The 24,571-nt window shown below is 70.8% G+C and carries 21 protein-coding genes; 6 read left to right on the forward strand and 15 right to left on the reverse strand.

Going from position 1 to position 24,571, the window contains the following annotated elements; translation table 11 throughout:
- Nucleotides 1-477: 477 nt before the first annotated feature.
- Nucleotides 478-1,104 carry a TetR/AcrR family transcriptional regulator gene (locus tag ACGFNU_RS29715; RefSeq protein WP_392598871.1) on the forward strand — a complete coding sequence of 209 codons (627 nt, stop codon included), beginning with the start codon at nucleotides 478-480 and terminating at the stop codon, nucleotides 1,102-1,104.
- A gap of 86 nt (nucleotides 1,105-1,190) precedes the next feature.
- Here ACGFNU_RS29715 and ACGFNU_RS29720 read toward each other — a convergent pair whose 3' ends face one another.
- Complete coding sequence (locus tag ACGFNU_RS29720; RefSeq protein ID WP_392598872.1) at nucleotides 1,191-1,709, reverse strand: hypothetical protein; 519 nt, start codon at nucleotides 1,707-1,709, stop codon at nucleotides 1,191-1,193.
- Between the two features lie 179 nt (nucleotides 1,710-1,888).
- Between ACGFNU_RS29720 and ACGFNU_RS29725 the strand changes: the two genes are divergently transcribed.
- The gene (locus ACGFNU_RS29725) at nucleotides 1,889-3,151 is read left to right on the forward strand and encodes an NADH:flavin oxidoreductase/NADH oxidase family protein (protein ID WP_392598874.1); all 1,263 of its coding nucleotides are present in this window, start codon (nucleotides 1,889-1,891) and stop codon (nucleotides 3,149-3,151) included.
- A 67-nt stretch (nucleotides 3,152-3,218) separates the two neighbouring features.
- Here ACGFNU_RS29725 and ACGFNU_RS29730 read toward each other — a convergent pair whose 3' ends face one another.
- Complete coding sequence (locus ACGFNU_RS29730; protein ID WP_392599741.1) at nucleotides 3,219-3,545, reverse strand: Scr1 family TA system antitoxin-like transcriptional regulator; 327 nt, start codon at nucleotides 3,543-3,545, stop codon at nucleotides 3,219-3,221.
- Between ACGFNU_RS29730 and ACGFNU_RS29735 the strand changes: the two genes are divergently transcribed.
- Nucleotides 3,511-3,906, forward strand: a complete 396-nt coding sequence (locus ACGFNU_RS29735; protein ID WP_392599759.1) for a hypothetical protein — start codon at nucleotides 3,511-3,513, stop codon at nucleotides 3,904-3,906. The two genes, ACGFNU_RS29730 and ACGFNU_RS29735, sit on opposite strands and share 35 nt — an antisense overlap.
- Nucleotides 3,907-3,959: 53 nt before the next feature.
- Here the strand turns inward: ACGFNU_RS29735 and ACGFNU_RS29740 are convergent, their stop codons facing one another.
- The 3 genes from ACGFNU_RS29740 to ACGFNU_RS29750 form a co-directional block, all read right to left on the reverse strand.
- Nucleotides 3,960-4,367, reverse strand: a complete 408-nt coding sequence (locus ACGFNU_RS29740) for a DUF2809 domain-containing protein (RefSeq protein ID WP_392598876.1) — start codon at nucleotides 4,365-4,367, stop codon at nucleotides 3,960-3,962.
- Nucleotides 4,368-4,731: 364 nt separating this feature from the next.
- Complete coding sequence (locus tag ACGFNU_RS29745) at nucleotides 4,732-8,112, reverse strand: S8 family serine peptidase (protein WP_392598877.1); 3,381 nt, start codon at nucleotides 8,110-8,112, stop codon at nucleotides 4,732-4,734.
- Nucleotides 8,113-8,204: 92 nt separating this feature from the next.
- Nucleotides 8,205-8,714: a cupin domain-containing protein gene (locus ACGFNU_RS29750; RefSeq protein ID WP_392598879.1), complete on the reverse strand. Its 510-nt coding sequence runs from the start codon at nucleotides 8,712-8,714 to the stop codon at nucleotides 8,205-8,207.
- Between the two features lie 92 nt (nucleotides 8,715-8,806).
- On the opposite strand from ACGFNU_RS29750, the gene ACGFNU_RS29755 reads away from it, so the two are divergent.
- Nucleotides 8,807-9,304 carry a MarR family winged helix-turn-helix transcriptional regulator gene (locus ACGFNU_RS29755; protein WP_392598881.1) on the forward strand — a complete coding sequence of 166 codons (498 nt, stop codon included), beginning with the start codon at nucleotides 8,807-8,809 and terminating at the stop codon, nucleotides 9,302-9,304.
- A 45-nt stretch (nucleotides 9,305-9,349) separates the two neighbouring features.
- On the opposite strand, the gene ACGFNU_RS29760 is transcribed toward ACGFNU_RS29755, so the two are convergent.
- Nucleotides 9,350-9,568 (reverse strand): hypothetical protein, encoded by a 219-nt coding sequence (locus tag ACGFNU_RS29760; protein WP_392598883.1) that lies wholly within the window; start codon nucleotides 9,566-9,568, stop codon nucleotides 9,350-9,352.
- Between the two features lie 63 nt (nucleotides 9,569-9,631).
- On the opposite strand from ACGFNU_RS29760, the gene ACGFNU_RS29765 reads away from it, so the two are divergent.
- On the forward strand, nucleotides 9,632-10,204 hold the full coding sequence (locus tag ACGFNU_RS29765) for a TetR/AcrR family transcriptional regulator (protein ID WP_392598884.1): 573 nt from the start codon (nucleotides 9,632-9,634) through the stop codon (nucleotides 10,202-10,204).
- Nucleotides 10,205-10,273: 69 nt separating this feature from the next.
- Nucleotides 10,274-11,341 carry an SDR family oxidoreductase gene (locus tag ACGFNU_RS29770; RefSeq protein ID WP_392598886.1) on the forward strand — a complete coding sequence of 356 codons (1,068 nt, stop codon included), beginning with the start codon at nucleotides 10,274-10,276 and terminating at the stop codon, nucleotides 11,339-11,341.
- Nucleotides 11,342-11,511: 170 nt separating this feature from the next.
- On the opposite strand, the gene ACGFNU_RS29775 is transcribed toward ACGFNU_RS29770, so the two are convergent.
- The 9 genes from ACGFNU_RS29775 to ndk all read right to left on the reverse strand — a co-directional run bounded on the left by ACGFNU_RS29775 (nucleotide 11,512) and on the right by ndk (nucleotide 24,544).
- A complete protein-coding gene (locus ACGFNU_RS29775; RefSeq protein WP_392598888.1) occupies nucleotides 11,512-14,415 on the reverse strand; it encodes a ribonuclease E/G in 2,904 nt (967 codons plus the stop codon).
- Nucleotides 14,416-14,623: 208 nt separating this feature from the next.
- Nucleotides 14,624-15,484 carry a TIGR03936 family radical SAM-associated protein gene (locus ACGFNU_RS29780; RefSeq protein ID WP_392598890.1) on the reverse strand — a complete coding sequence of 287 codons (861 nt, stop codon included), beginning with the start codon at nucleotides 15,482-15,484 and terminating at the stop codon, nucleotides 14,624-14,626.
- A gap of 242 nt (nucleotides 15,485-15,726) precedes the next feature.
- Entirely contained in the window at nucleotides 15,727-17,649 is a 1,923-nt protein-coding gene (locus ACGFNU_RS29785; protein WP_392598892.1) for a TIGR03960 family B12-binding radical SAM protein, read from the reverse strand.
- A 57-nt stretch (nucleotides 17,650-17,706) separates the two neighbouring features.
- Nucleotides 17,707-18,891, reverse strand: a complete 1,185-nt coding sequence (rodA, locus tag ACGFNU_RS29790) for a rod shape-determining protein RodA (protein WP_392598894.1) — start codon at nucleotides 18,889-18,891, stop codon at nucleotides 17,707-17,709.
- 97 nt (nucleotides 18,892-18,988) lie between these two features.
- The gene (gene mrdA, locus ACGFNU_RS29795) at nucleotides 18,989-21,067 is read right to left on the reverse strand and encodes a penicillin-binding protein 2 (RefSeq protein WP_392598896.1); all 2,079 of its coding nucleotides are present in this window, start codon (nucleotides 21,065-21,067) and stop codon (nucleotides 18,989-18,991) included.
- Nucleotides 21,064-21,657, reverse strand: a complete 594-nt coding sequence (mreD, locus tag ACGFNU_RS29800) for a rod shape-determining protein MreD (protein WP_392598898.1) — start codon at nucleotides 21,655-21,657, stop codon at nucleotides 21,064-21,066. Before mreD ends, mrdA begins: the two co-directional genes overlap by 4 nt.
- 1 nt (nucleotide 21,658) lies before the next feature.
- Nucleotides 21,659-22,696, reverse strand: a complete 1,038-nt coding sequence (mreC, locus tag ACGFNU_RS29805) for a rod shape-determining protein MreC (RefSeq protein WP_392598900.1) — start codon at nucleotides 22,694-22,696, stop codon at nucleotides 21,659-21,661.
- A gap of 43 nt (nucleotides 22,697-22,739) precedes the next feature.
- Nucleotides 22,740-23,774: a rod shape-determining protein gene (locus ACGFNU_RS29810; protein WP_392598902.1), complete on the reverse strand. Its 1,035-nt coding sequence runs from the start codon at nucleotides 23,772-23,774 to the stop codon at nucleotides 22,740-22,742.
- 359 nt (nucleotides 23,775-24,133) lie between these two features.
- Nucleotides 24,134-24,544 (reverse strand): nucleoside-diphosphate kinase, encoded by a 411-nt coding sequence (gene ndk / locus ACGFNU_RS29815; protein WP_392598904.1) that lies wholly within the window; start codon nucleotides 24,542-24,544, stop codon nucleotides 24,134-24,136.
- Nucleotides 24,545-24,571: the final 27 nt, after the last annotated feature.

Here is a 24,571-nt window from a genome sequence, read left to right on the forward strand (position 1 = left end):
CGAAACCCTTCGTCTGCGCGCGCTTCCGGTCCGACCCGGCCTCGCGCGTGGTCTACCAGCCCCCGGATGAGGGCCTACCCCCGGCCGGCGCCAAGAGCGGCACGCCGAAGTCTCGGCGCTCTCTGCTTTGATTCTCGCCACAGCGAGAGATGCTCACCGAGTGATGCCCGCCGGGGCCTCGATGGCAAGTCAAACGGCGCGCTCACACGCGCCGACTGCCAAGAATACCGGATCCCCAGACCCCAAAGCCAACCAAGCCCCAAGAGCAAGGCCCTGACTAGCGCTCGGACACACCCAACCGGGACTCCGGCCGCACGTCGCCCCTACGCGGGTGGTCGCGGATCCGGTCTTCTTCGATCATGGGGTCGTCGAGCGAACGGGCGATGCGCCGACGCGACGCGTCGTGCGCCGGTTCTGGCGGCCGAGCCCGACGAGGGTGGTTGCCGCCGGCGGTCGGCGGCGAGACAATCAGGCGCCATGCCGGCCTCATCGACCACGTCCCGGACGGATCTGCGCGCGGCGCTCCTGCGCGCCGCCGAGCAGGCGATCGACGAGCACGGCATCGGTCCCGTCGGCATGCGTGCGATCGCCCGGCGAGTCGGCGTCTCGCACCAGGCTCCCGGACATCACTTCGGCGACCGCCGCGGGTTGTTCACGGCACTGGCGGCGAAGGGCTTCCGCACACTGGCGAGGCGGATGCGCACGGCGCGCCGGCGAATTCCCGACGACGCGACGCCCGCCGAGCGCGTCGCCACGCTCGGCATCGGCTACATGGCCTTCGCCAAGCAGCACCCCGCACTGTTCGTGGTGATGTACCGGCCCGAGTTGCTCAATGCCGACGATCCGGATCTCACCGAGGCGCGCGCGAGCGCGTTCGGGATCCTCCTCGACGAGATCAACGACGCTCGTGCGACGGGCTGGGGCAAGAACCACTCGGCGACCGCGCTGGCGCTGACGTGCTGGTCGGCTGTTCACGGTGCCGTGATGCTCTGGCGCGACGGCACCCTGGACACCTTCTTTCCCGGCCTCGGCGGCGTCGAGGCCGCGGCCCGGCTGGTGACCGAGACGCTCAACAACGCGCTCGCCGCCGAGGCGGTCGACTGACCAGGCGTGACGGCAGGGGCGACGCTCCTGGGAGCGCCGCCCTTGTCGTGTCCGCTGTCGTGGCCGCCGGGCCCGAGCCGGTTGGATCACCAACTGAAGCCGGCGCCCGGGAAGGTGAGCTTCAGGGTCGCTTTCGAATCCGGTGCGCACGGGGCCTTCAGGGTCTTTCTCAAGGTCACGGTGCCCGCCGCCGACAGCGTGTCGGCGCCGTTGGCGATCGCCCCGGTCACCGGCCCCCGGTAGCGGCACTCCCCGCCGAGGGCGTTGGTGATCACGATCGAGATCGTGCCGGTCACCGCGCCCCTCTTGATCTGGAAGTGGATCGGCGGGGCGTATCTCGCTGACGTGATAACGCCGGCACAAGAGGCGTCGAACCCCCGGACCCGTACTTTCGCTCCATGCCTCGTGCGATGTGCCTTCGCGGTCACATGCGACAGGGTGCAGGTGGATGGTCCGACGATGGAGTCGCCCGTGAAGCTGCCGGTGCCCTCGAATGTGCTGTGGCGAGCGGGCGGCGAGACCGACGGGGACGCGGCGGGCGTCGGCCCGGCGAAGGCCGCCAGTGCGACCACGGCCGGGATGGCGCCCCGCTTGAGGATCTTCATCGGCAACCTCTCGTGGATCGTCCGACTTGACAGTGTCACAACCTTGCCTGCTACTTGACATCATCAAGCATCACTTGACGATGTCAAGTGATGCCAAGGCCGAATCGATGCCGTGGAGCCGGGCTGCGCCACGACCGGACGCAGGCCGGCGCAGCGGCACCGGCCGCAAGGAGAAAGCCATGACTCTCGCCCCGACCGGCCGCGGCGGACGCCTGGGCTCTCCCCTGTCGTTGCGCTCGGGACCGACCCTGCCCAACCGGATGCTGAAGTCGGCGTTGAGCGAGGGCCTCGCCGAGTCCGGTGGCGCCCCCGGCACCCGCCTCGCCAACCTCTACCGCAGATGGGGCGGCGGCGGATACGGCCTGCTGATCACCGGGAACGTCATGGTCGATCACCGGCACCTGAGCGAGCCCGGCCAGGTCATCGTCGAAGACGACCGCCACCTGGCCGCACTGGCCCGGTGGGCCGAGATCTACCACGAACGCGGCGGGCCGATCTGGGTGCAGCTCAACCACCCGGGCCGCCAGGCCAACCAGCGCACCGGACGGCACCGTCCGGTCGCGCCCAGCGCGATCGCCGCCCGCGTCCCCGGCGCCGCCAGACCCCGCGCTCTCACCGACCAGGAGATCCGCGAGATCGTCACGCGGTTCGGCGGCGCCGCCGCCGTCGTCGAGGCCGCCGGATTCGACGGAGTACAGATCCACGGGGCGCACGGCTACCTCGTCACCCAGTTCCTGTCCCCCGCGTCCAACCGGCGCGACGACGCCTGGGGCGGCGATCCCGAACGCCGCCGCGCCTTCGTGGTCGAAATCCTGCGCACCATCCGCGCGAACGTCGGCCCCGGATTCTCCGTCGGCATCAAGCTCAACTCCGCCGACTTCCAGCGCGGCGGGTTCACCGAGGAGGAGTCCCGCGAGGTCGTCCGTGCCCTGATCGCCGAGGGCATCGACCTCATCGAGATCAGCGGCGGCTCCTACGAGGCTCCGGCCATGATGGGCGTGCTGGCCGAGTCCACCCGCGCACGCGAGGCCTACTTCCTGGACTACGCCCGGACCGTCCGTGACATCGCCGGCCAGGTGCCGATCGCCGTCACCGGGGGCTTCCGCACCCGCACCGCGATGGAACAGGCCCTCGCCGCTCAGGACTGCGACATCGTCGGCATCGGACGCCCCGCCTGCATCACCCCGGACGCCCCCAGAGCCCTCCTCGAACGCGGCCAGGAACGGCTGGACGCCCCGGACATCCGTGTCGGCGCCCGCGGCCTGCTCGGACGCCTCACCGACCTCCGGCCGGTGGACAGCGCGCTGAACCTGCTGTGGCACGCCGATCAGCTCCACCGCATGGCGGCAGGGCTCGACCCCGACCCCGCTCGCCCGTGGTGGCGAACCCTCAGCTCGGTGATCCGTACAGGCCCCAGCGCACTACGCCCCAAGCGAAGCTGACACCCTCGAAAGAGAATCCGCAGGCAAGGACCGACCGCCGCGGTCGACGATCTTCAAGAGCCGTCGATCAGAGGGTCAACTCGTCCCGCTTCACGCGGGCGACAAGATCAGCGAAGCTCCCAGCCGACAGGGACAGCTGTCCGGCGTCGACGGCCTTGGAGTCCCGGACACCGATGGCCTTGGGGAGTGCCACATCCCCGATGAGGTCGAACCACACCCGATACGAGGCTATCTCGGTTGAGTCCTGGACAAGGCGTCCACCACCGTGCGCGGCGGCGTAGACGACATCGGAACCGTTCGCGGTCATGATCTTGAAGGAGCCGTCCCGACCGGCGTGGGCACCGACCTCGCGAGGAACGATGCGGACGGTGACAAACCCTGGCCGCATCTGCATCTTCGCTCCAGCATTGTTTAGTTTGCCCGGCTCGCGTAGCCAAGCCAGCCCGCGAAAGCGCACGCTGTCAGCAGATGAGGAAAGGACGAAGAAGCAACAAAGGGCGGGCGCGATGAGTTTTGATAGGCGATACAACAACGGCAATAACGACAATGTTCTTCAAACTCCACAAGAGCGGGCAGAAGATCTACGGCTGAAGCACCGGGGGCGGTGGATGGTGATCTGGTCGGTCTACGAGACGCGCTTCATCGCCTATCCAGTCTGGATCGGCGGAGGCGGTCACATGCTCAAGGCCCGCACCGAGGCGGAGCTGGAGCGGCAGATGTCCGAGATCGAGCAGGCGTCGCGCGGCCCTGGATGAGGACCTCGGATCGTCGGCCCGCGGGGTCGCCCGTTCTCCATCACCGTTCATGGTCATGACGTGAGAACGGGTGCGGGGCCTGTGCGGGCGCGGAGGATCCGATGCGCGGCGACCAGCAGGATGACACCGACGGGATACCAGGCGACATCGACGAGGTCGAACTGGGCGCCCAGCAGCTGGCGCGCGAGCCGGCTGCGTTGGGAGAGCGCCGCGGGCACGGGGGTGAGCTGTGCGAACTCGATGAACCAGCAGTATGCGACCGTGATGCTGCCAGCCGACAGCGCGGAGATCGACGGCCTTATGAAGACCACTATCGTGTAGACGATGGCACCGGAAAATGCAGCGCCTGAGTACTGTTCGATGGGTCCGTCCATCGCGGCGCGGATTGCGAAGGCCGCGCCTGCAAAGCCGACTGCCAACCCCACCATCAGCAGCCGAATCCAGCGCGCCGTGAGCGACATCGCGCAATCATAAGTGACAGTTGCTCCGCTGAGCATGGACGGGTCGCAGCGAGTGCCGGGGGGACTCCGGCAGAGTGAGCCTTGAGCTGGCCTGTTAATCGCACAGTGCGAGTGCGGTCCGGGATGGGCTCGTCGTGATCAAAGCGCGAGTACGGGTGCGCTCGTGTGACCGCACGCATTTTCACTATCTGGCGAGCTCCGGGGTTGAGGGGGTGTACCGCTGAGGGGGTGGGGGTCTGGGGGTTCCCCCCGGCCTGGGGTTTGGGGCGCGAGCCCCTCTGAGGCTGTCCGAGCGTAGTGAGGGCTTTGCTTTTGGGCTCGCCGAGCCCCCGCGCGACACGGGTGATCGCGCGGGGCCCTTTCGTCAGCGGATTCTGTAGGCGCGGATGATGTCCTGGTCGATGGCGTTGCCCTTGGCGTCCGTGGCGTGGACGCGGAGGGAGATGCCCTGGCCGGAGGTCATCTTGGGCAGGGGCGCGCTGAAGCGGCCGGAGCCCAAGGAGGTGACCTGCGCGGGCTGCCAGGTCTTACCGTCGTCCAGGGACGTCCACAGCTTCAGGCTCTTGCCCGCCGGGACGGCGAACGTGGCGGGCTTGCCCGTGGGCTTGCCCAGCAGGTCGAGCGCCAGGTCATAGTCCACGGTCACCAGCGGCAGGGGCGCGCTCTCCTGGCCCGACGGCGCCGCCGAACGGAACGTCCACTTCGTGGAGGTCCGCACTGAGACGGGCAGGACGTCGGACGCGTCGTTCTCGTAGGTCAGCTCGTACTTCGCCGCGCTGGGGGAAACAGCGAAGCGGGCGGGACGGTCGTGGCTGTCGCCGGAGTATTCGCCGATCTTCTTGCCGTCCGCGCTGAGCACCATGTGCTGGCCCTTGACGCCGTCGAGGATGCAGTCCCAGCCGTCCGGACGCGCCTGCACGTCGACGAGCCCGATCGTCATCTCGCCCCGCGTGCGGGCCGTCGGCGCGGGGTGGCACATGTTGCCGGTGAGGTTCGGCTGGTTGGCGGGGCCCGGCCGCAGCGGCTGGCGGCCCCAGGTGAAGGTCGTCTTGCTGCCCGGCTTGAACTCGGAGGCCGGTGGGAGGTCGGCCCACTCGATCGTGCCGGGAGCTCCATAGCCGAACCAGAGCGTGCCTGCCGGCGCCAGCAGGTAGTCGGTCCGGGTGGATCCGGCCGGCACCTCGCTGGACGAGTCGGCCAGCTGCAGGCCCTCGGGCGTGGTTCCGGTGCGCCGTTCGCGCATGGGCACCGAGGTGTCGCCGTCGAACGCGGCGAACCGCTGCTCCACCTGGGCCATCCGCGACCGGTCGGCCGGGGTGATGACGGTCGTGGGGTTGCCGGTCGGGAAGGACTCGATCAGGTCGTACACCTTCCCGGGCGCGGTCAGCCGGTGGCCGCCGTACGCCTTGAGGCCGCCGGTCTGGACACCGCCCATCGGCTGGACGTACACCGAATCGCCCTCCGCCAGGCCGTTGTAGAGCAAAGTGGCCCAGGAGCCCTGCCGGAGCGACCGGACGAGGGCTGCCGACTTCGTGCTCCCATTGGTCTCCACACCTTGCACGCTCGCCTTGACGGGCTTCGCCGCGGATCCGTCCAGGGTGACCGTGAGGTCCCGGTCGACGAGCACCTCGGGAGTCCCGGCGATGGCGCCGCGCATGACCTCGCTGTTGCCGTCCGTGTCGTACACCTTGCCGAGCACGCCGTAGCGGCCCGCGGGCACGCGCACCTGGGTCGTCCCCTCGGTGCTGACCTCGGTCCAGTCGCTGTAGATCGCGGTGTCGGCGAGGTTGATGATCTCGGCTTGCGCCGTGGTCTTCCCCTCGGGCGAGTTCGGGAGGGGCTTGGCCACGATGGTGAGGGTGTGACTCGGCGGCTCGACGTAGAACGTGACGGGCGTGCGGACGGTCGTGCCCGCGCCCTTGGCCGTCACCTCCGCCGTGTAGAGGCCCGGGGCCTTGGGCGGCGTGACGTCCAGCGCGACATGGTTGCTGCCGCCCGCCGGGACGTCCACCTTCGCGGGCAGGGACGCCACGCCGGAGATGGTCGTGCCCTCGCGATCGGTGACCTTGACCGACAGATCGAGCGAGACCGCGCCCGCCGTGGACCTCCAGCCGATCTTGCCGGACAGCGCCGGGTGCGCGGGGTACGCGGACGTTCCCAGGTGCGGTGCGGCCATGGCCGCGACGACCGGCGCGGTCACCGCCGTGCTCGCGCTGAGGCGGCCGGAACCCCGCTCGAACGCGTCGCCGCCGGTGGCCGGGTCGGCGGAGCCGACGAGCGCCGCCTTGATCTGCTGCGGCGTCCAGTCCGGGTGCTTCTGCAGGACGAGCGCCGCGGCGCCCGCGACGTGCGGCGCCGCCATGGACGTGCCCGAGGAGGACGTGTACTCGGCGTCGAGCGCCTTGCCCATCCTGGTGCCCTCGGCGCGGGCGGCGACGATGTCGACGCCGGGCGCGACGATCTCGGGCTTGGCGGCGTACCGGCCCGTGCGCGGGCCGCGGCTGGAGAACTCGGCGAGCTTGTCGGATCCGTCGACGGCGCCGACCGCGAGGGCCTCGTCGGCCGTCGCCGGGGTGGCGACCGAGGAGATCGCCCCATCGTTGCCCGCCGCCACGACGAACAGCGTGCCGTGCTTCTGGGTCAGGCCGTCGAGGGCCTCGGCCAGCGGGTCGGTGCCGTCGGACGGGTCCCCGCCGAGGCTCATGTTGACGACCTTGGCGCGCGCGGCGGCCCACTCCATGCCCGCGAGCACGCCCGAGTCCGTTCCGTTGCCCTCGTCGTCGAGGACCTTGCCGATCAGCAGCTCGGCGTCCGGGGCGACGCCCTTGCGCTCGCCCTTGGCCGCGGCGCCGGTGCCGGCGATCGTCGCGGCGACGTGCGTGCCGTGCCCGAACCGGTCCACCGTGTCGGGCGACTCGCTGAAGTTCGCCGTCTCGGCGACGCGTCCCTTGAGATCCGGATGGTTCGCGTCCACCCCCGTGTCGAGCACGGCGACCTTGGTTCCGCGCCCGGTGGCCCCGGCGCCCCATGCCCGCGGTGCCCCGACCTGCGTCAGGTTGCGGTCGAGCTTCGCCGCCGCCCGCGCACTGCCGGGCCGGGCGGCCGTCGCCGGGCGGGCACCGGCGGGGAGGCCGGTGGCCTTGAGCTTGCGGTCGAGCCAGATGTGCTTGACGCCGGTGGTCGGCGCGCGGGGGGACGTGCGGAGCCCGGCGAGCGCGTTGCCCAGGTCGGGCGCCTTGGCCCGCGGCTGGCGGACGGCGACCGCGCCGATGCTCGGCAGGGCCCGGGTCTCCCGCAGGTTCCCGCCGAGGGCGGCCTTGGCGCGGGCCGTTCCCGAGCGTTGGACGATCAGCGGCAGCTCGCGGCTGCGCGCGTCGTCGTACCCCTGCTCGATCAGCCCGGTGACGTCGAACAGCGCGGGGTCGATCACCTTCCCGACCAGCCCGGTCACGTCGGCGGGCAGCACCGTCACGTGTCCGTCGGGGCGGATGCTCGTGCTGAACATCCGGTTCTTCCGGCCGTTGCCGGGAGTGACCGACACGAGCGGCAGGCGGCCCTTGACCGGCCGGACCGTCACCACGTCGCCGGTAAGGAGCGTCACGGTCCGCGCGGGCCCGGCGAAGGCGGGCGCCGCGGCGGCGGGGGCCGCGGCGGCGCCCGCCGGGAGGGCCGGGCCGAGCGGCAGGACGAGAGCTCCGATGAGGCCCGCGCCGAGTGCGGCGCGGGCGGTATGTCTGGGGGGCATTTGATCTCCTTTCGCTCCGGTATCACCCGGAGCGATGGATCACTTTCCCCCAGCCGCCCCACAGGACGGGCCTTGCCTGCGCCCCTCGATTCCTAGACGAAGAAGCTGTCGTGGCGTACGAAGAACTCCGCTCGCTCCTCGTCGGTCATGCCGGCGAGTCCGGTGATGCCCTCGAAGTACTCTTCGCGCGGGGCGCCGGGGGCGAACAACATCAACATCGAGGCGGGCTCTCCCGACTCGTTGCGGAAGGCGTGCAGGCCGCCGACCGGCACGTACAGGTAGTCGCCGGACGTCGCGTCGACCCAGCGCTCGCCGTCGAAGAGGCGCATGGTGCCGGACAGGATGAAGAACGACTCCGACATCGCCTTGTGGAAGTGGGTGGCCGGGCCGCCCACCTCGGGGCCCATCTCCACCCGGTACAAGCCGTACTCGCCGTTCGTGGAGACCGTGGTGGAGAGGTAGTGGTACGCAGTGCCCTGGCCGACGGTGGGGCCGGCCGAGGTCACCGGCGTCGAGATGAAGTCCGGTTCGGTGGTGGCGGCCCGGAAGGTCGCGTTGACCTCGCCTTTCTCTCCGAAGTAGCGCGGATCTGGGTAGGACATGACAACTCCTCAAGCACTGATAAGATGAGCGCTAAGATAATTATCACTTATATGACTGTCAAGTAGATGAGCGCTCACCTATTGGGGGTTCCATGGCCGACGCGGTGTCAAAGGTGATCGAGCAGTGGCGGCGGCAACGCCCCGACGTGGACGTCTCGCCGCTCGCCGTGGTGGCCCGGGTCATGCGGATCTCCCGGTTGTGGGACAAGGAGATCAAGGACTTCCTGGCGCGGCACGACCTCGAACCCGGGGAGTTCGACATGCTGTCGACGCTGCGGCGATCGGGCGAGCCCTACGAGCTGACCGCCGGCGCGTTCCTCAAGGCCTCATTGGTGACCACGGGGGCGATCACCCTGCGGGTCGACCGGATGGACGCCAAGGGCCTGGTCACCCGGGTACGCGACGAGGGCGACCGGCGTTCGGTGAAGATCCGGCTCACCCCGCGCGGCCTGGAGGTGATCGACCGGGTGCTGCCGCTCCATCTGGCGAACGAGGCGCGCCTCCTGGAGGCACTGGCCGATGGAGAGGACCAGCAGCTCGCGTCGATGCTGAGCCGCCTGCTCGAGTCCTACGGAGATCTGAGCGACTAGGGACGTCCCGGCCGTCGCGTTACCGCCTCCGACGAACGCGGCCGGTCAGTCAACGCCCCGGTCATGGAGCTGACGGCGGAGCTCGGCGGCGCTGAACGGCGTCTCGGCGGCCAGCTCCTCGACGCTCGTGCCGGAACGGACGGCTTCGGCCGCGGCGTCGAAGAGCGCGACCCTGGCGTCCTCCTCCTGCCGGCGGGCGTCCTGGTAGCGAGTGGCGGCGAGCTTGAATTCAGCGTCGGCCCGGGAGGTGTCGTCTCCAGCCATACGTACGACCGTAGCGGACCAGCACGATTGGACAGATTATGTAGATCGGTCTAATTTGCCGGTATGGCGGTCAAGGGTGATGAGACACGGGCTCGGCTGATCGCAGCGGCGCGCACGCTGATCGAGGCGCGGGGCTACTTCGGCGTGGGGCTCAACGAGGTGCTCGAGGCCGGAAAGGCCCCGCGAGGCTCGCTGTATCACCACTTCCCCGGCGGCAAGGACCAGCTGGCCGCTGAGGCCCTGGCCGCCTCCGGCAAGGAGATCGACGACTTGATCCGCGGCCTCGCGGACGCCCTTCCCGGCACGAGGGAGTTGATCGAGGCGGTGATGGACGCCCTCGCCGACCGGATGGAGGAGGCCGGTTACACCAAGGGCTGCCCGATCGCCACGGTCGCCCTGGAGGTGGCGGCCACCAACGACTCGCTGCAGAAGGTCTGCGCGGACGCCTATACCGGCTGGCAGCGGGCGCTCGCCGACCGGCTGGCCGCCGACGGCCGCACCCCCGACGAGGCCGGCGACCTGGCCTCGTCCCTGCTGTCGCTGATCGAGGGAGCGCTGGTACTGGCCCGCGCCCAGCGCAGCCGAACGCCCATCGAACGGGCACGGCGTACCGCCGTCATCCTGCTCAACGCCTGATACGACGCGAGCCCGAGATCGTCCACAGCCATCGGCAAAATATGTAGATCGGTCTAATAGGAGAGGCTCATGCTCAACGAACCCGACACCCTGGTCGTCGGCGCGACCGGTCTCATCGGCCGGTGGCTGACGGCGGAATTGCTCGCCCAAGGACGATCGGTCGCCGTGACCGTCCGGACCGGGGGCGCCGAACTGCGCAAATGGCTACGTGACCACGACATCGACGAACGCGCGCTCACCGTCGTCACCGGCGACATCACCCGGCCGGGACTCGGCTTCGATCCAGAGGATCAGGACCGGCTGAGTTCGGTGCGGGACGTCTACAACGCCGCTGGTGCGTACCGCTTCGGCATGGGCCGCGACGAAGCCCGGCGAGCCAATGTCGACGGCGCCGTGAACGTCGTCCGCTGGGCTGCCACACGCCCGCGCCTGCGACGGCTGATCCACGTGTCCGGATACCGCGTCGCGGACACGCTCCCCCACCCCGACGCGCTGACCGACCTCTACCGGCGCCATGGCGCGTACGAGGCGTCAAAGCGCGAGGGAGACTCGGCGGTACGGCTCATCGCCGCGCAAGAGAAGATTCCGCTGACCATCGTCAACCCCGCCACGGTGATCGGGCACTCGCTCACCGGAGAAGCGGGACAGTACATCGGCCTGGCGAACATGGTCGAAAGCCTGTGGAACGGAAAACTCCCGGCGCTCGCAGGCACCCGCCGGACGTTCGTGCCCGTCGTCACCGTCGACCATCTCGCCCGCTTCATGGCCGCCGTCCCCGAGCATGACCATGAGCCCTACAGCGCGCACTGGCTCCTGGACGACGCCACTCCACTCCTACCCGACCTGATCGCGCTCCTAGCCGAGCACCTCGGCGTCCGCGCGCCGCGCATGATCCTGCCGCTCGGCCTCGTACGGCGGCTCCCCCGCGCGGTGACCCGGGCCGACCCGGAGACGCTGACCTTTCTCTCCGAGGATCGCTACGACACGTCCTCCGCCGACACGTTGGCGGCCGCCGCCGGTCTGAGCCACCCGCCGGTGCGGGACGCACTACACCGCTGGGCCGACCGGCTCGTCGCGGAACGATTCGGCCACGCCGAACCACCGCTGAAAGGCGGCTTCCACACCATCGCGAGGTGATCTCGCCTGTCGGCCGAACGGGGCCGCCGGCCACGCATCACGCAGGCCGCAGGCCGCACAAGCGCATTTCCGTACGTGTGTTCAGCGACTCGCGTTCTGTGCCTTGTGGGGTGGAATGGCGATGGCCTCGGCTGCTTTGGGCAGCCGAGGCCATCGCTCGGGGTGGTGCGTCAGTCTTCGGTCGTGGTCTCGGCCTTGGCGCGCGGGCGGCGGGTGCGGCTGCGGCGGCGGCCGTTGCTCGCGGCGGCCTCCTCGTCGGAGGGGGCGGTGCCGTTGAGGTCGGCCTCGGCCGAGCCCGGCTCCAGGGTGCCGGGGACGGTCTCGGTGGCCTCGACCGCGGCTTCGGCGGCGTCGGCGGCGGCCTCTTCGGCGGGCTCCTCGGCCTTGGCGAGCTTCTCCTCGACGGCCCTTTCGACGTCGCCCTTGCGCTTGCGGCGGCGGCCGCTCTCCTTGGTGGCCTTGCCGTCCGGCTTGGGCTCGACAGGCGTCAGGTGAACGTGGATGCCGCGGCCGTTGCAGGACTCGCAGGTCTCGGAGAAGGCCTCCAGGAGACCCTGGCCGACGCGCTTGCGGGTCATCTGCACCAGGCCGAGGGACGTGACCTCGGCGACCTGGTGCTTGGTACGGTCCCGCGAGAGGCACTCGACCATGCGGCGCAGGACCAGGTCGCGGTTGCTCTCCAGGACCATGTCGATGAAGTCGATCACGACGATGCCGCCGATGTCGCGCAGCCGGAGCTGGCGGACGATCTCTTCGGCGGCCTCGAGGTTGTTGCGGGTGACCGTCTCCTCGAGGTTGCCGCCCTGGCCGGTGAACTTGCCGGTGTTGACGTCGATGACCGTCATGGCCTCGGTGCGGTCGATGACCAGGGAACCGCCGGACGGCAGCCAGACCTTGCGGTCGAGGGCCTTGGCGATCTGCTCGTCGATGCGGTAGGCGCCCAGGACGTCCTGGTCGCCCTCCCAGCGCTCGACGCGGTCGGCCAGGTGCGGCGCCACGTACTGGACGTAGTCGGCGACCGTGTCCCACGCGTCGGCGCCGGAGACGACGAGCTTGGTGAAGTCCTCGTTGAAGATGTCGCGGACGACGCGGATGGTCAGGTCCGGCTCGCCGTAGAGGAGGGACGGCGCGGAAGCGGTCTTGACCTGCTTCTGGATGTTGTCCCACTGGGCGGCCAGGCGCGAGACGTCGCGCGAGAGCTCTTCCTCGGTCGCGCCCTCGGCGGCGGTCCGGACGATCACACCGGCGTTCTCCGGCATGACCTTCTTGAGGATCGACTTGAGCCGGCTGCGCTCCTTGTCGGGCAGCTTGCGGCTGATGCCGGTCATCGAGCCGTCGGGCACGTAGACCAGGTAGCGGCCCGGCAGGGACACCTGGCTGGTCAGGCGGGCGCCCTTGTGGCCGAGCGGGTCCTTGGTGACCTGCACCAGGACGGACTGGCCGGACTTGAGCGCGGACTCGATGCGGCGCGGCTGGCCCTCCAGGCCGGCGACGTCCCAGTTGACCTCGCCCGCGTACAGAACGGCGTTGCGGCCCTTGCCGACGTCGACGAACGCCGCCTCCATCGAGGGCAGCACGTTCTGGACCTTGCCGAGGTAGACGTTGCCCACGTACGACTGGTGCGTCGCGCGGTTGACGTAGTGCTCGACGAGCACGTCGTCCTCAAGAACGGCGATCTGGGTGCGCTCGCCCTCCTGGCGGACGACCATGACGCGCTCGACGGCCTCGCGGCGGGCCAGGAACTCGGCCTCGGTGATCACCGGCGGGCGGCGGCGGCCCTGCTCGCGGCCCTCGCGGCGGCGCTGCTTCTTGGCCTCCAGGCGGGTCGAACCGCGGACCGACTGCACCTCGTCCTCGGCGGCGCGGGACTCGGCGCTTCGCGCGGCGCGGACGTGGGTGACGGTGTTGGGCGGGTCGTCGGAGCCGTCGGCGTCGGACGTTCCGGTACGGCGGCGACGGCGGCGACGCCGGCGGCTCGAACCGCCGGCCGAGTCGTCGTCCTCGTCGGAGTCGTCTCCGTCGTCGGCCTGGTCGCTCTCGGCGGCCTGCTCGTCCTTGGTCTCCTGGGCCTTGCGGGACCGGGAGGCCTTCGGGCTCTTGGCCGGCTCGGCGTCCTCGGTCTCGGCCTCGTCGGCGGGACCGCCCTCGTCCTCGCCCTCCTTGCCGGTGCGGCCACGGCCGCGGCCGCCCCTGCGCCGGCGGCGGCGCGACGGCTTGTCGCCCGACTCGTCGTCCTCGTCCTGCTCGGACGCGGCCTCGTCGGTCTCGTCCTCGGCCTGGGCGGCGTCGCGGTCGGCGTCCTTCGGCGGCTCGTCCTTGGGCTTGGCCTTGGCCTTGGCCTTGGTCGGCGCGGCGGCGGGCTCCGGCGCCTGGAAGACGACCATGGGCGGCTGGAAGCTCACCGAGGGCACTCCCCCGGCGGCGGCCTCGTCCTCGTCCTCGTCCGCCGGCTGGACGGGAGGAACGGCGGGGATCGCGGGAACGGCCGTCGCCTCGGCGGCCGCGGCGCTCTTGCGGCGCGTGCGCGTCCGGGTGGCCTTGACCGGGGCGCCGGAGTCGGCGGCGGAGGCAGCAGAGTCAGCGGCTGCGGCGTCGGTGGCCGCGGTGCCGGAGTCAGCAGTCGCGGCGCCGGAACCGGCGGCGCCAGTGGACCCGGCGGAACCAGCGGCTGAGGCTTTCGCTGCCCGGCCGGCTCGGCCCGGCCCGGCTGACTCGTCCGGCTGATCCGCGGAGGCCTCGGCGGGTGTCTCGGCGGCCTTGGACCGGGTGGTCTTCGCGCGGCTCGTCCGGGTGCGGGTGGTCTTCCTGGCCGGCGCGGCCTCGCCGGACGCGGCCTCCTCCGGTGCCTCGGCGGCCGGTGGCGGAGGCGGCGTCTCCGACGCGGCGGCCGCCGCCGCGGCCGCGGTGGTCGCGGTCGGCGGCGGGGTGTCGTCGATCTCGGGCGGTGGACCGGCCGGGCGGCTGGCCGCCCGGCGGCGCGTCCTCGTGGTCTTCACGCCGGTCGTCGCGTTAGTCGCGTCGGTCGCGTTATCGGTGCCTTCGGCGTTCGCCGAATCGGCTTCGTTATCAAGCATGCGGGCAATCTCCCGTCAGGCTCCCGGGCGCGACCGGCCGTTCCGCCTCGGGCGGATCGGTGCGGTGCGCCGCACGGGAACACTCCGTCAGTCGTCGGCGCCGTCGCGTCCGGGCGGTGGCCCGGCAGCGACGACAAAGTCGTCGGGGGTGCGCCGATCGTCCCTGAAGGCCGGTTCCGTGGCGGCGCCACGGCTTCGGCCCGTTCGATCAGGCGCTGACGCCACCCGCGCTCATGGCTTCGCCGGAGATCGGGAGAGCAGACCCAGGCGCCGCTCCGGCATCATCGCCGGACGGCTGGTCGTTCTCCCGGTCGGAATCCAGCGGATCCGCGAGGCCACCGGTGCCCGCGTCGAGGGGCCCCTGCGCCAGCCTGGTCACCAATGGCGGTGACGGCGGCGCGAGGTCGGCGACCTGGCGCAGTCCGGTGAGGATGTCGTCGGGTCGTACGGCAGGTGTGGTATGCCGAACAACCATTCGAAGTATCGCACAAGGGGCATCGGCCGTCTCCTCGGCACGCCGGTCCAGCTCGAGAGCGGACACGGCGGCACGGACGTCGAAACGGCGTCGTCCCTTCTTCGTGAGGCGTTCCACCTCGATCTCGGCGGCGGCCAAGAAGGCGGCCACGGCCGCGGCGGCGTCGTCGGAGGCGACACCGTCCAGCCGGATCCGCCACTCGGAAGCCTCGAGCCGATCCGCCAGCGCGCCGGGCTTGGCCTGGGCGTCGCCGGTGCGCACCGGCCGGACCGTCACGACATCCACGATGTCGAGACCGTCGGGCAGCGCGGCGTCGAGATCGGCCCTTACCCGCGCAGGGTCGCGGGGCTCGATGAGCCCGATCTCGAGGTACTCGGCCTCACTGGCCACCCCTGTCGCCGCCGCACCCGCATACGAGATCTTGGGGTGCGGAGTGAATCCCGCGCTGAACGCGACAGGAATCCCGGCACGCCGCACGGCGCGTTCCACGGCCCGGGAAATGTCGCGATGGCTCGTGAACCGCAGCCTGCCGCGCTTGGCATAGCGAACGCGCAGGCGCTGGACCACGGGGGCCGGCGCAGGGCCCTCCGGCATGGGAGCCAGGGCACTCGTCCTTCCTACTCGCGTCGAGTCGAAAACGTCTCCCTATAGAGTACGGGGCCCGGGGCCCCGTTGCGCCCGGCGCCTCCGCCGGAACTCCCGTATCCCCTTACAGGCAGCGCATGACTCGTTGTGGCGAACGCCTCGACAGCCTCGATTCCCTGGCCGGACGACCCCGATCGGCCGACACCGGCCGGACGACGCCCGCCGGATGAGGCGGGTCGGACGACCCCCGGTCAGACGACGGAGAGGGGGAGGAGGCGCTTGCCGGTGGGGCCGATCTGGATCTCGGTGCCCATGGTGGGGCAGACGCCGCAGTCGTAGCAGGGGGTCCAGCGGCAGTCCTCGACCTCGGTCTCGTCGACCGCGTCCTGCCAGTCCTGCCAGAGCCATTCGCGGTCGAGACCGGCGTCGAGGTGGTCCCACGGGAGCACCTCGACCTCGTCGCGCTCGCGGGTGGTGTACCAGTCGACGTCGACGCCGTGCCCGGCCAGGACCTTGTCGGCGCTTCCCAGCCAGCGCTCGAACGAGAAGTGCTCGCTCCAGCCGTCGAAGCGGCCGCCGTCCTCCCAGACCGCGCGGATCACCTGGCCGACCCGGCGGTCACCGCGGGACAGCAGGCCCTCGACGATCGAGGGCTGGCCGTCGTGGTAGCGCAGGCCGATGGCGCGGCCGTACTCCTTGTCGCCGCGCAGGGCGTCCTTGAGTGCCTTGAGCCGCCGGTCGACGGTCTCGTGGTCGCACTGGGCGGCCCACTGGAACGGGGTGTGCGGCTTGGGCACGAAGCCGCCGATGGAGACCGTGCAGCGGATGTCGCGGCGGCCGGTGGCCTCGCGGCCCGCCTTGATCACGCGCTTGGCCATGTCGGCGATGGCGAGGACGTCCGCGTCCTCCTCGGTGGGCAGCCCGCACATGAAGTAGAGCTTGACCTGGCGCCAGCCGTTCTCGTACGCGGTGGTCACGGTCCTGATCAGGTCGTCCTCGGTGACCATCTTGTTGATCACCTTGCGCATGCGCTCGGAGCCGCCCTCGGGCGCGAACGTCAGCCCGGACCGGCGCCCGCCGCGCGAGAACTCGTTGGCCAGCGTGATGTTGAACGCGTCGACCCGGGTGGACGGCAGCGACAGCGAGGTGTTGGTGCCCTCATAGCGGTCGGCCAGGTCTTTCGCGACCTCGCCGATCTCGCTGTGGTCGGCGCTGGACAGGCTGAGCAGGCCGACCTCCTGGAAGCCGCTCTGCTTGAGGCCCTCGTCGACCATGGCGCCGATCGTGGTGATCGACCGTTCCCGCACCGGCCGGGTGATCATGCCGGCCTGGCAGAACCGGCAGCCGCGCGTGCAGCCGCGGAAGATCTCCACGCTGAACCGTTCGTGGACGGTCTCGGCCAGCGGGACCAGGGGCTTCTTGGGGTAGGGCCACTCGTCCAGGTCCATGACGGTGTGCTTCTCGACCCGCCACGGCACGCCGGGCCGGTTGGGCGCGACGCGCTGGATGCGCCCGTCCGGCAGGTAGGTCACGTCGTAGAACTTCGGCACGTACACGCCGCCGGACGCCGCCAGCCGCATCAGCAGCTCGTCGCGCCCGCCCGGCGAGCCCTCGGCCTTCCACTCGCGGACGACCTCGGTGATCGCCAGCGCGATCTCCTCGCCGTCGCCGAGCACCGCCGCGTCGAGGAAGTCGGCGATCGGCTCGGGGTTGAACGCGGCGTGCCCGCCGGCCAGCACGATCGGGTGCTCGTCGCCGCGGTCGGCGGCCACCAGCGGGATGCCCGCCAGATCGAGCGCGGTCAGCATGTTGGTGTAGCCGAGCTCGGTGGAGAACGAGACGCCGAAGACGTCGAACGCCGCGACCGGCCGGTGCGCGTCGACCGTGAACTGCGGGATGTCCTGCTCCCGCATGATCGCCTCGAGGTCCGGCCAGACGCTGTAGGTGCGCTCGGCGAGGACGCCCTCACGCTCGTTGAGGATCTCGTAGAGGATCTGCACGCCCTGGTTGGGCAGCCCGACCTCGTAGGCGTCGGGGTACATCAGGGCCCAGCGGACCTGCGCCTCGTCCCAGTCCTTGACCTGGGAGTTGAGCTCACCGCCGACGTACTGAATCGGCTTCTGCACGCGTGGGAGCACCGGCTCCAGGCGCGGGAAGATCGACTCAACAGGCATGGGGAGTCCTCCAGGAAGGATTTTGCGGGATCGGACCAGCGTACCGGCCCGAGCGGGTCAATCGAAGCGGCGGCGGACATGGACGGCCTGGAGGAGGCCCAGCGCGATCATGTTGGCGAACGTGGCCGAGCCGCCGTAGGAGACGAACGGCAGCGGCAACCCGGTGATCGGCATGATGCCCAGCGTCATGCCGACGTTCTCGAACGTCTGGAACGCCAGCCAGCAGACCACGCCGGTGGCGACCAGGGTGCCGAAGAAGTCGGCGGCCTGCGTGGCGATGCGCAGCCCGCGCCACAGCACGATGCTCAGCAGGATGATGATCGCCGCGGCCCCGATGAACCCCAGCTCCTCCCCCGCCACGGTGAAGATGAAGTCGGTCTGCTGCTCGGGGACGAAGTGGCCACCGGTCTGCTCGCCGTTGAAGAGCCCCTTGCCGGTCACGCCGCCCGAGCCGATGGCGATCCGGGCCTGCTGGGCGTTGTAGCCCGCGCCGCGCGGGTCGGCCGACGGATCGAGGAACGCCGTGAAACGGGCGAGCTGGTAGGGCTTGAGCAGGCCCGAGGACCACGCCGTGAAGCCGATCGCGACCGCGCCGCCGACCAGCCCGATCAGCCAGCGCTTGCCCACGCCCGAGATGGCCAGCATGCCGAGCACCACGGCGGCGAAGACCAGGGTCGTGCCCAGGTCGGGCTGCGCCAGGATCATGGCGGCCGGGACCCCCGCCAGGCCCAGCGCCAGCAGGATGTCGCGCCGCCCCGGGCCGACCTCGCCGTCGCGCGGCTCGCCGAGGATCATGGCGAGCAGCACCACCAGGCCGACCTTGGCGAACTCCGACGGCTGGAGCTGGAACCCGCCGCCGATCACGATCCACGAGTGCGAGCCGTTGATCGTCGAGCCGAGCGGCGTCAGCACGAGCACCAGCCCGACGCACGCCAGCCCGTAGAGGATCGGCACGTACGCGCGCAGCAGCCGGTAGTCGAGCACGGTCACGACGCCGCCCAGCACGAACCCGATGACCAGGTTGAGGATGTGCCGCTTGAGGAAGCCCTCCGGGTCCTTTCCCTGCTCGGTCAGCAGGGGGAACGTGGCGGCCCGCACCAGCAGCGCGCCCATCACCGAGAGCGCCACCACGGCGAGGATCAGCGTCCAGTCGAGCCCGCGCACCGCCGCCAGGCGCCGCTGCCAGACACCGCGCTCGCCGTAGCCGCCGACCGATCCGGCGCCACTGATCCCCCCGATCACACCGCCACCTCCCTACCGCCGCCGGCCACGACGCCGCCGCCAGGCACGACGCCGCCGCCAGTCGCTCCCGTGCCGCCAAGCACGATGCTGGCGCCGGTCATGAGGGGGCTCCGATGCCGCCGTAGCGCAGCTTGGGCAGGGTGGCGGGGAGCTTGCCGTCCTTGAGCGCGGGCTTCTTGCCGGCCAGGCCGTACATCGACTCCCAGATCTCCCGGACGGCCGGTGCCGCGAGCCCGCCGCCGGTACCGCCCTGCGAGAACATCACGACCACCGCGAAGCGCGGCTTCTTGGCCGGGCCGTAGGACGCGAACCACGAGGTGTCGTCCTTGCCGTAGACCTCGGCGGTACCGGTCTTGCCCGCCAGCGCGAGCTTCTTGAAGTCGAAGCCGGTGAACGCGCCTCGCGCGGTGCCCTTCGTGGGCACCTCGGCCAGGGCGTCGCGGATGTACTTGAGCACCTTGGGATCGACCGGGAGCCGCGGCGCCTTGGGCGTCTCGACGCGGCGCGCGACCGAGCCGTCCGGCCGCACGACCGCCTGCGCGATCCTCGGCACGACCATCCGCCCGCCGTTGGCCACCGTCGCGTACGCCCTGGCCAGCTGCAACGGCGTGATCAGCATGTCGCCCTGGCCGATGGCGAGGTTGGCCGCGTCGCCGGCCCGCCAGGCGAAACCCTCGAGGCAGTTCTCCTTGGCGATCGACTTGACGTAGGCCGCGCGTGACGGGTCCTTGCGTTCGAGGTCGGGATAGCCCTCCTTGGCCGCCTTGCAGTCGGCCTTCTTGGTGGCGTTCCAGTAGTCGCGCTTCCATGTCCGGTCGGGGATCCGGCCCGTTGCCTCCCCCGGCACGTCGATCCCGGTGCGGGAGCCGAAGCCCCACTTGCGGATCATCTTGACCATCGGATCGGACGGGTTCTTCTTGGGCTTCATGGCGCCGTCGCGGAGCCACGCCTCGTACGCGAACTTGTAGAAGATCGTGTCGCAGGAGACCACCAGCGCGCGGTGCAGGTTCATGCTGCCGTGGCCCTGGCCCTCGAAGTTGCGGAACGCGCGGCTGCCGACCATGAACGAGCCGGGGCAGTCGTAGGTGCCGTGCAGGTCGTAGCCGTCGGAGAGCGCGCCGGTGAGTGTGGCGATCTTGAACGTGGAGCCGGGGGCGAACTGGCCCTGGGTGGCCCGCGAGATCAGCGGCTCGCCCTTCTTCTTGCCGAGGAGCCCCTCGTACTCGTCCTCGGAGATCCCGCCGGTCCAGATCGTCGGGTTGTACGTGGGGTAGCTGGCCAGCGCCACGACGCGGCCGTTCTGCACGTCCATCACGACCGCGGCGGCGGAGTCGGCCTTGTTCCCCCGGCTGTGGGCGGCCTTGACCCCGTTCTCCAGCGCCTTCTCGGCCGCCTCCTGCACCTTGGCGTCGATGCTGGTGACCAGGTTGCCGCCCGCGACCGGCGCCTTCTCCTGGGCGGTGCCCGTCACCCGGCCCTGGCTGTCGACCAGGACCTTGCGGAAGCCGGGGACGCCGCGCAGGTCACCGTCGTAGACGGCCTCCAGGCCGTCCCTGCCGATCAGGTCGACGCCGCTGTAGCCGGTGACCTTGAGGCCCTTGCGCTTGTCGAGCTCGTCCTGCGTGATCGGCTGGAGGTAACCGAGGGCCTGGGCGGCCCCGGCGCCCTCGGGCTCGGGATACTCGCGGACGGCCTGGACCGCCGCCGTCACGCCGGGGTACTCCTCCTGCCGCTCCATGATCTGGAGTGCGCGCTTGGGGTCGACCCGGTCCTCGACGGGGATCGGCTGGTAGGGGGAACCGGGCCAGCACGGCCGCTTGACCGTCGGGCTGCAGAGCCGGATCTTCTTCTCCAGCTCGGCGGTGGTGGTGCCGAGCGTGGCGGCGAGCCGGGCGAGGACGCCCCTGCCCTTGTCCTTCTGGCGGGAGAGGGAGGTGCGGTCGACCGAGACGACCAGCGCGGTGCGGTTGCGGACCAGCGGCCGGCCCATGCCGTCGAGGATCATGCCGCGGACGGCGGGCACCACGATGTCGCGCGTGCGGTTCTCGGCGGCGACCTCACGGTAGTGCGCGCCGCTGAGCACCTGCATCGACCACAGCCGTCCCATCAGGACCAGGAGCATCGCCCCGACGAGCACGTACAGCACGACGAGCCGGAAATGGGTCCTCGAGTTCACAGGCGCGACCCCACTCCGCTCCGGTAGCGGGCGGCGGTCGCCGCGGCACGGTCACGGGACGGGCGTTCGCCGCGTTCGTAGCGGCGGGTCACGCGCAACACGGCCCACACCACGAACGGACTCGCGATCACGTCGTAGAGCACCTGCAGCGGCACGACCCGCCGCACGATCGTCCAGCTCGCGCGCGGGTCGCCGAGGAGCATCCCCGTCCCCGCGTACAGCACGGTGGCGGCCAGCGCGCCCGCCGCGACGGCGAAGAACGGCACGAGCGACTGCCGGTCCATCTCGTCGGAGGCCTGGCCGCAGATGTAGCCGATCAGGCAGTAGGCCAGCGCGTACCGGCCGATCGTGTGGTCGGCGGGCGGGATGATGTCGGCGGCCAGGCCCGCGCAGAACCCGGCGACCAGGCCGGCGAGCGGGCCGTTGACCAGCGCCAGCGCCACCACGGTCAGCAGCACCAGGTCGGGGGTCACGCCGCCGGGCAGCGGCAGCCGGTTGGCCACCGACACTTGCAGGATCAGCGCTACGACGATCACGACCGCGGTCAGGAAATTGCGGCCTGTCGGCGATGCCTCCGGTGCGTTCAGCACATCAGTCCCCCGATGACGGCTTCGTGGTCGGCTTGGAGTCCGGCTCGGCGTCACCCTCCGGCTTGCCGTCGCCCTCGGGCTTCTTGCTGCGATCGCCCGGCTTGTCGTCGCCGGGCTTGCGGCTCGGCGTCGCGGACGGTGTGACGGACGGCGCCGGCTTGGGCTTGGGCGGCAGCAGCGCGTCGCGCGGGTCGGTCCGGGGCGGGGCGACCACCACGGCGACCACGTCGAGGCTGGTGAACCGCACGAACGGCCGGACGTAGGCGGTGCGGGTGAGGCCCCCCACCGGCTGGTCGATCCGTGCGATGACGCCGATCGGCACGCCCGGCACGTACGGCCGCTCGGCCTGCGACCCCAGCGTCACCAGCCGCTGGCCCACCCGCATCGGGGCGTTGGCGTTGAGCAGCTGGAAACGCAGCGGAGTGTCGCCCCCGTCGCCGAGACCGCGGCGGCCGCGGCCCTGCACGATGCCGATCTCTTGCGAGTCTTCGAGGCGGCTGCCGACCGACGAGGTCACGTCGGTGGCGAGCAGCACGGTGGCGGTGGCCGGGCCCACCCGGACGACGCGTCCGACCAGGCCGTCGGCGCTCATCACGGTCATCTCCGTGCGGACGCCGCTGCGCGAGCCGACGTCGATGGTGACGGTGTCCTCGAACCCCTGGCCGGCGGAGATCACCTTCGCCGCCGCGATCTTGTAGCCGCCCATGCCGGCCGAGCCCAGCAGCCGGTCGAGCTGCGCGGCGCGGCCCTGGTCGAGCCGGCTCGCGCGCAGTTGCTCGCGGAGCCGCTGGTTCTCACGTTCGAGCCGGTCGGCGCGGCGCCGCTCGCCCGGCGCGTCGGTGACCGCGTCGAAGGTGTTGCCGATCGGCCGCACCACCGCCGCCGACGCCCGTTCCACCGGGCCGAACACCGTGGCGCCGACACCGCGCAGACCGCGCAGCGGAGAGCCGTCCCCGCCGCGGTAGTCGATCGTGATCAGCGCGAGCGCCACGATGAGGAGCAGGCCGAGGACCGTGCGGGTCCGCCGGGTGTCCTTCACCCACTGACCTCCCGTTTTCCGTGCGCGAAGGGGGCTTGGGCGGTCAGTGTCGCGGCTCGGGGACGAGCACCTGCCGCAGCGACTCGAAGTCCTCGACGCACTTGCCGGTGCCGAGGACGACCGAGTCGAGCGGGTTGTCGACGAGGTGGATCGGCATGCCGGTCTCCTCGCGCAGCCGCTCGTCGAGGTTGGTGAGCAGGGCACCGCCCCCGGTGAGGGCGATCCCGCGGTCCATGATGTCGCCGGACAGCTCGGGCGGGCACTTGTCGAGGGTGGTCTTGACCGCGTCGACGATGGCGTTGACCGGCTCCTCGATCGCGCGGCGCACCTCCTCGGCGGAGATCACCACCGTCTTGGGCAGCCCGCTGACCAGGTCGCGGCCGCGGATCTCCGCGTGCGGTTCGTCCTCGCCGCCGGGATAGGCGGACCCGATCGCCATCTTGATCTCCTCCGCGGTGCGCTCCCCGAGCATCAGGGAGTACTCCTTCTTGGAGAACGAGATCACGGCCTGGTCGAGTTCGTCACCACCGACACGCACGGACTGGCTGGTCACGATGCCGCCGAGCGAGATGATGGCGACCTCGGTGGTGCCGCCGCCGATGTCGACGACCATGTTGCCGGTGGGCTCGTAGACGGGCAGCCCGGCGCCGATCGCGGCGGCCATGGGCTCCTCGATGATGTAGACCCGGCGGGCGCCGGCCTGGTAGCCGGCCTCCTTGACGGCGCGCTGCTCGACCCCGGTGATGCCGCTGGGCACGGCGACCACGATGCGCGGCTTGGCGAAATGCCGCCGCTTGTGCACCTTCTGGATGAAATAGCGCAGCATGCGTTCGGTCACGTCGAAGTCGGCGATGACGCCGTCCTTGAGTGGACGCACGGCGACGATGTTGCCGGGAGTGCGGCCGATCATGCGCTTCGCCTCGATGCCCACCGCGACGATCTTGCCGGTGTTGGTGTTGATCGCTACCACAGAGGGCTCGTTCAGGACGATGCCGCGCCCGCGCACGTACACCAACGTGTTAGCGGTACCGAGATCGACCGCCATGTCACGGCCAAGAAAAGACAGCTTGTTACCCATGAAGAAAGGGAGCCCTTCATGTTGGCGGGCGTGCAGAGCGGCGTACCCATCGTAACGCGCTGAAGCGGTGCGAGGCAGACACCCCACCGGAGCGTCTCACCTAAAAATCAGTGACCTACCAGGTCAGTTTTCATTAAAACCCGATGCCCGCGGCCCGCCCCAGACCCGCGATATCGCCTACAGGCACGGCCCTACACCCACTTTGCCCACCCGCCCCGCGCGATGGCCGCGCCGTGCGATGGCCGCGCCGTGCGATGGCCGCGCCGCGATGCGTCGTGGCGTGGGCGCGCCGCGCGGCGTGCGGCCCGTCGGGCGGCGAGGTGCTCGCCGGTCGACGGGCCGCGGGCGACGCGGGAGGTTCAGCCCAGCTCGGGGAAGAACAGCTTGATCTCGCGCGCGGCGGACTCGGGCGAGTCGGAGCCGTGCACGATGTTCTCGCCGATCTCCAGGGCGTGGTCGCCGCGGATGGTGCCGGGCGTGGCCTTGACCGGGTCGGTGGCGCCGGCCAGCGTGCGGAAGGACTCGATGGCCCGCGGCCCCTCGACCACCATCGCGACCAGCGGGCCGCCGGTGATGAACTCGACCAGCTCGCCGAAGAACGGGCGCTCGCGGTGCTCGCCGTAGTGGTCCTCGGCGGTGTCCCGGGACAGCGTGCGCAGCTCCAGCGCGACGATCTTCAGTCCCTTGCGCTCGATGCGGGAGATGACCTCACCGACCACGGCACGGCGGACGCCGTCGGGCTTGACCAGAACAAGAGTGCGCTCGGACACGGATAGATCTCCTCGTACAGGTGGGAT

The organism is Spirillospora sp. NPDC048911 (assembly GCF_043198015.1).
Taxonomy (GTDB): Bacteria; Actinomycetota; Actinomycetes; order Streptosporangiales; family Streptosporangiaceae; genus Spirillospora.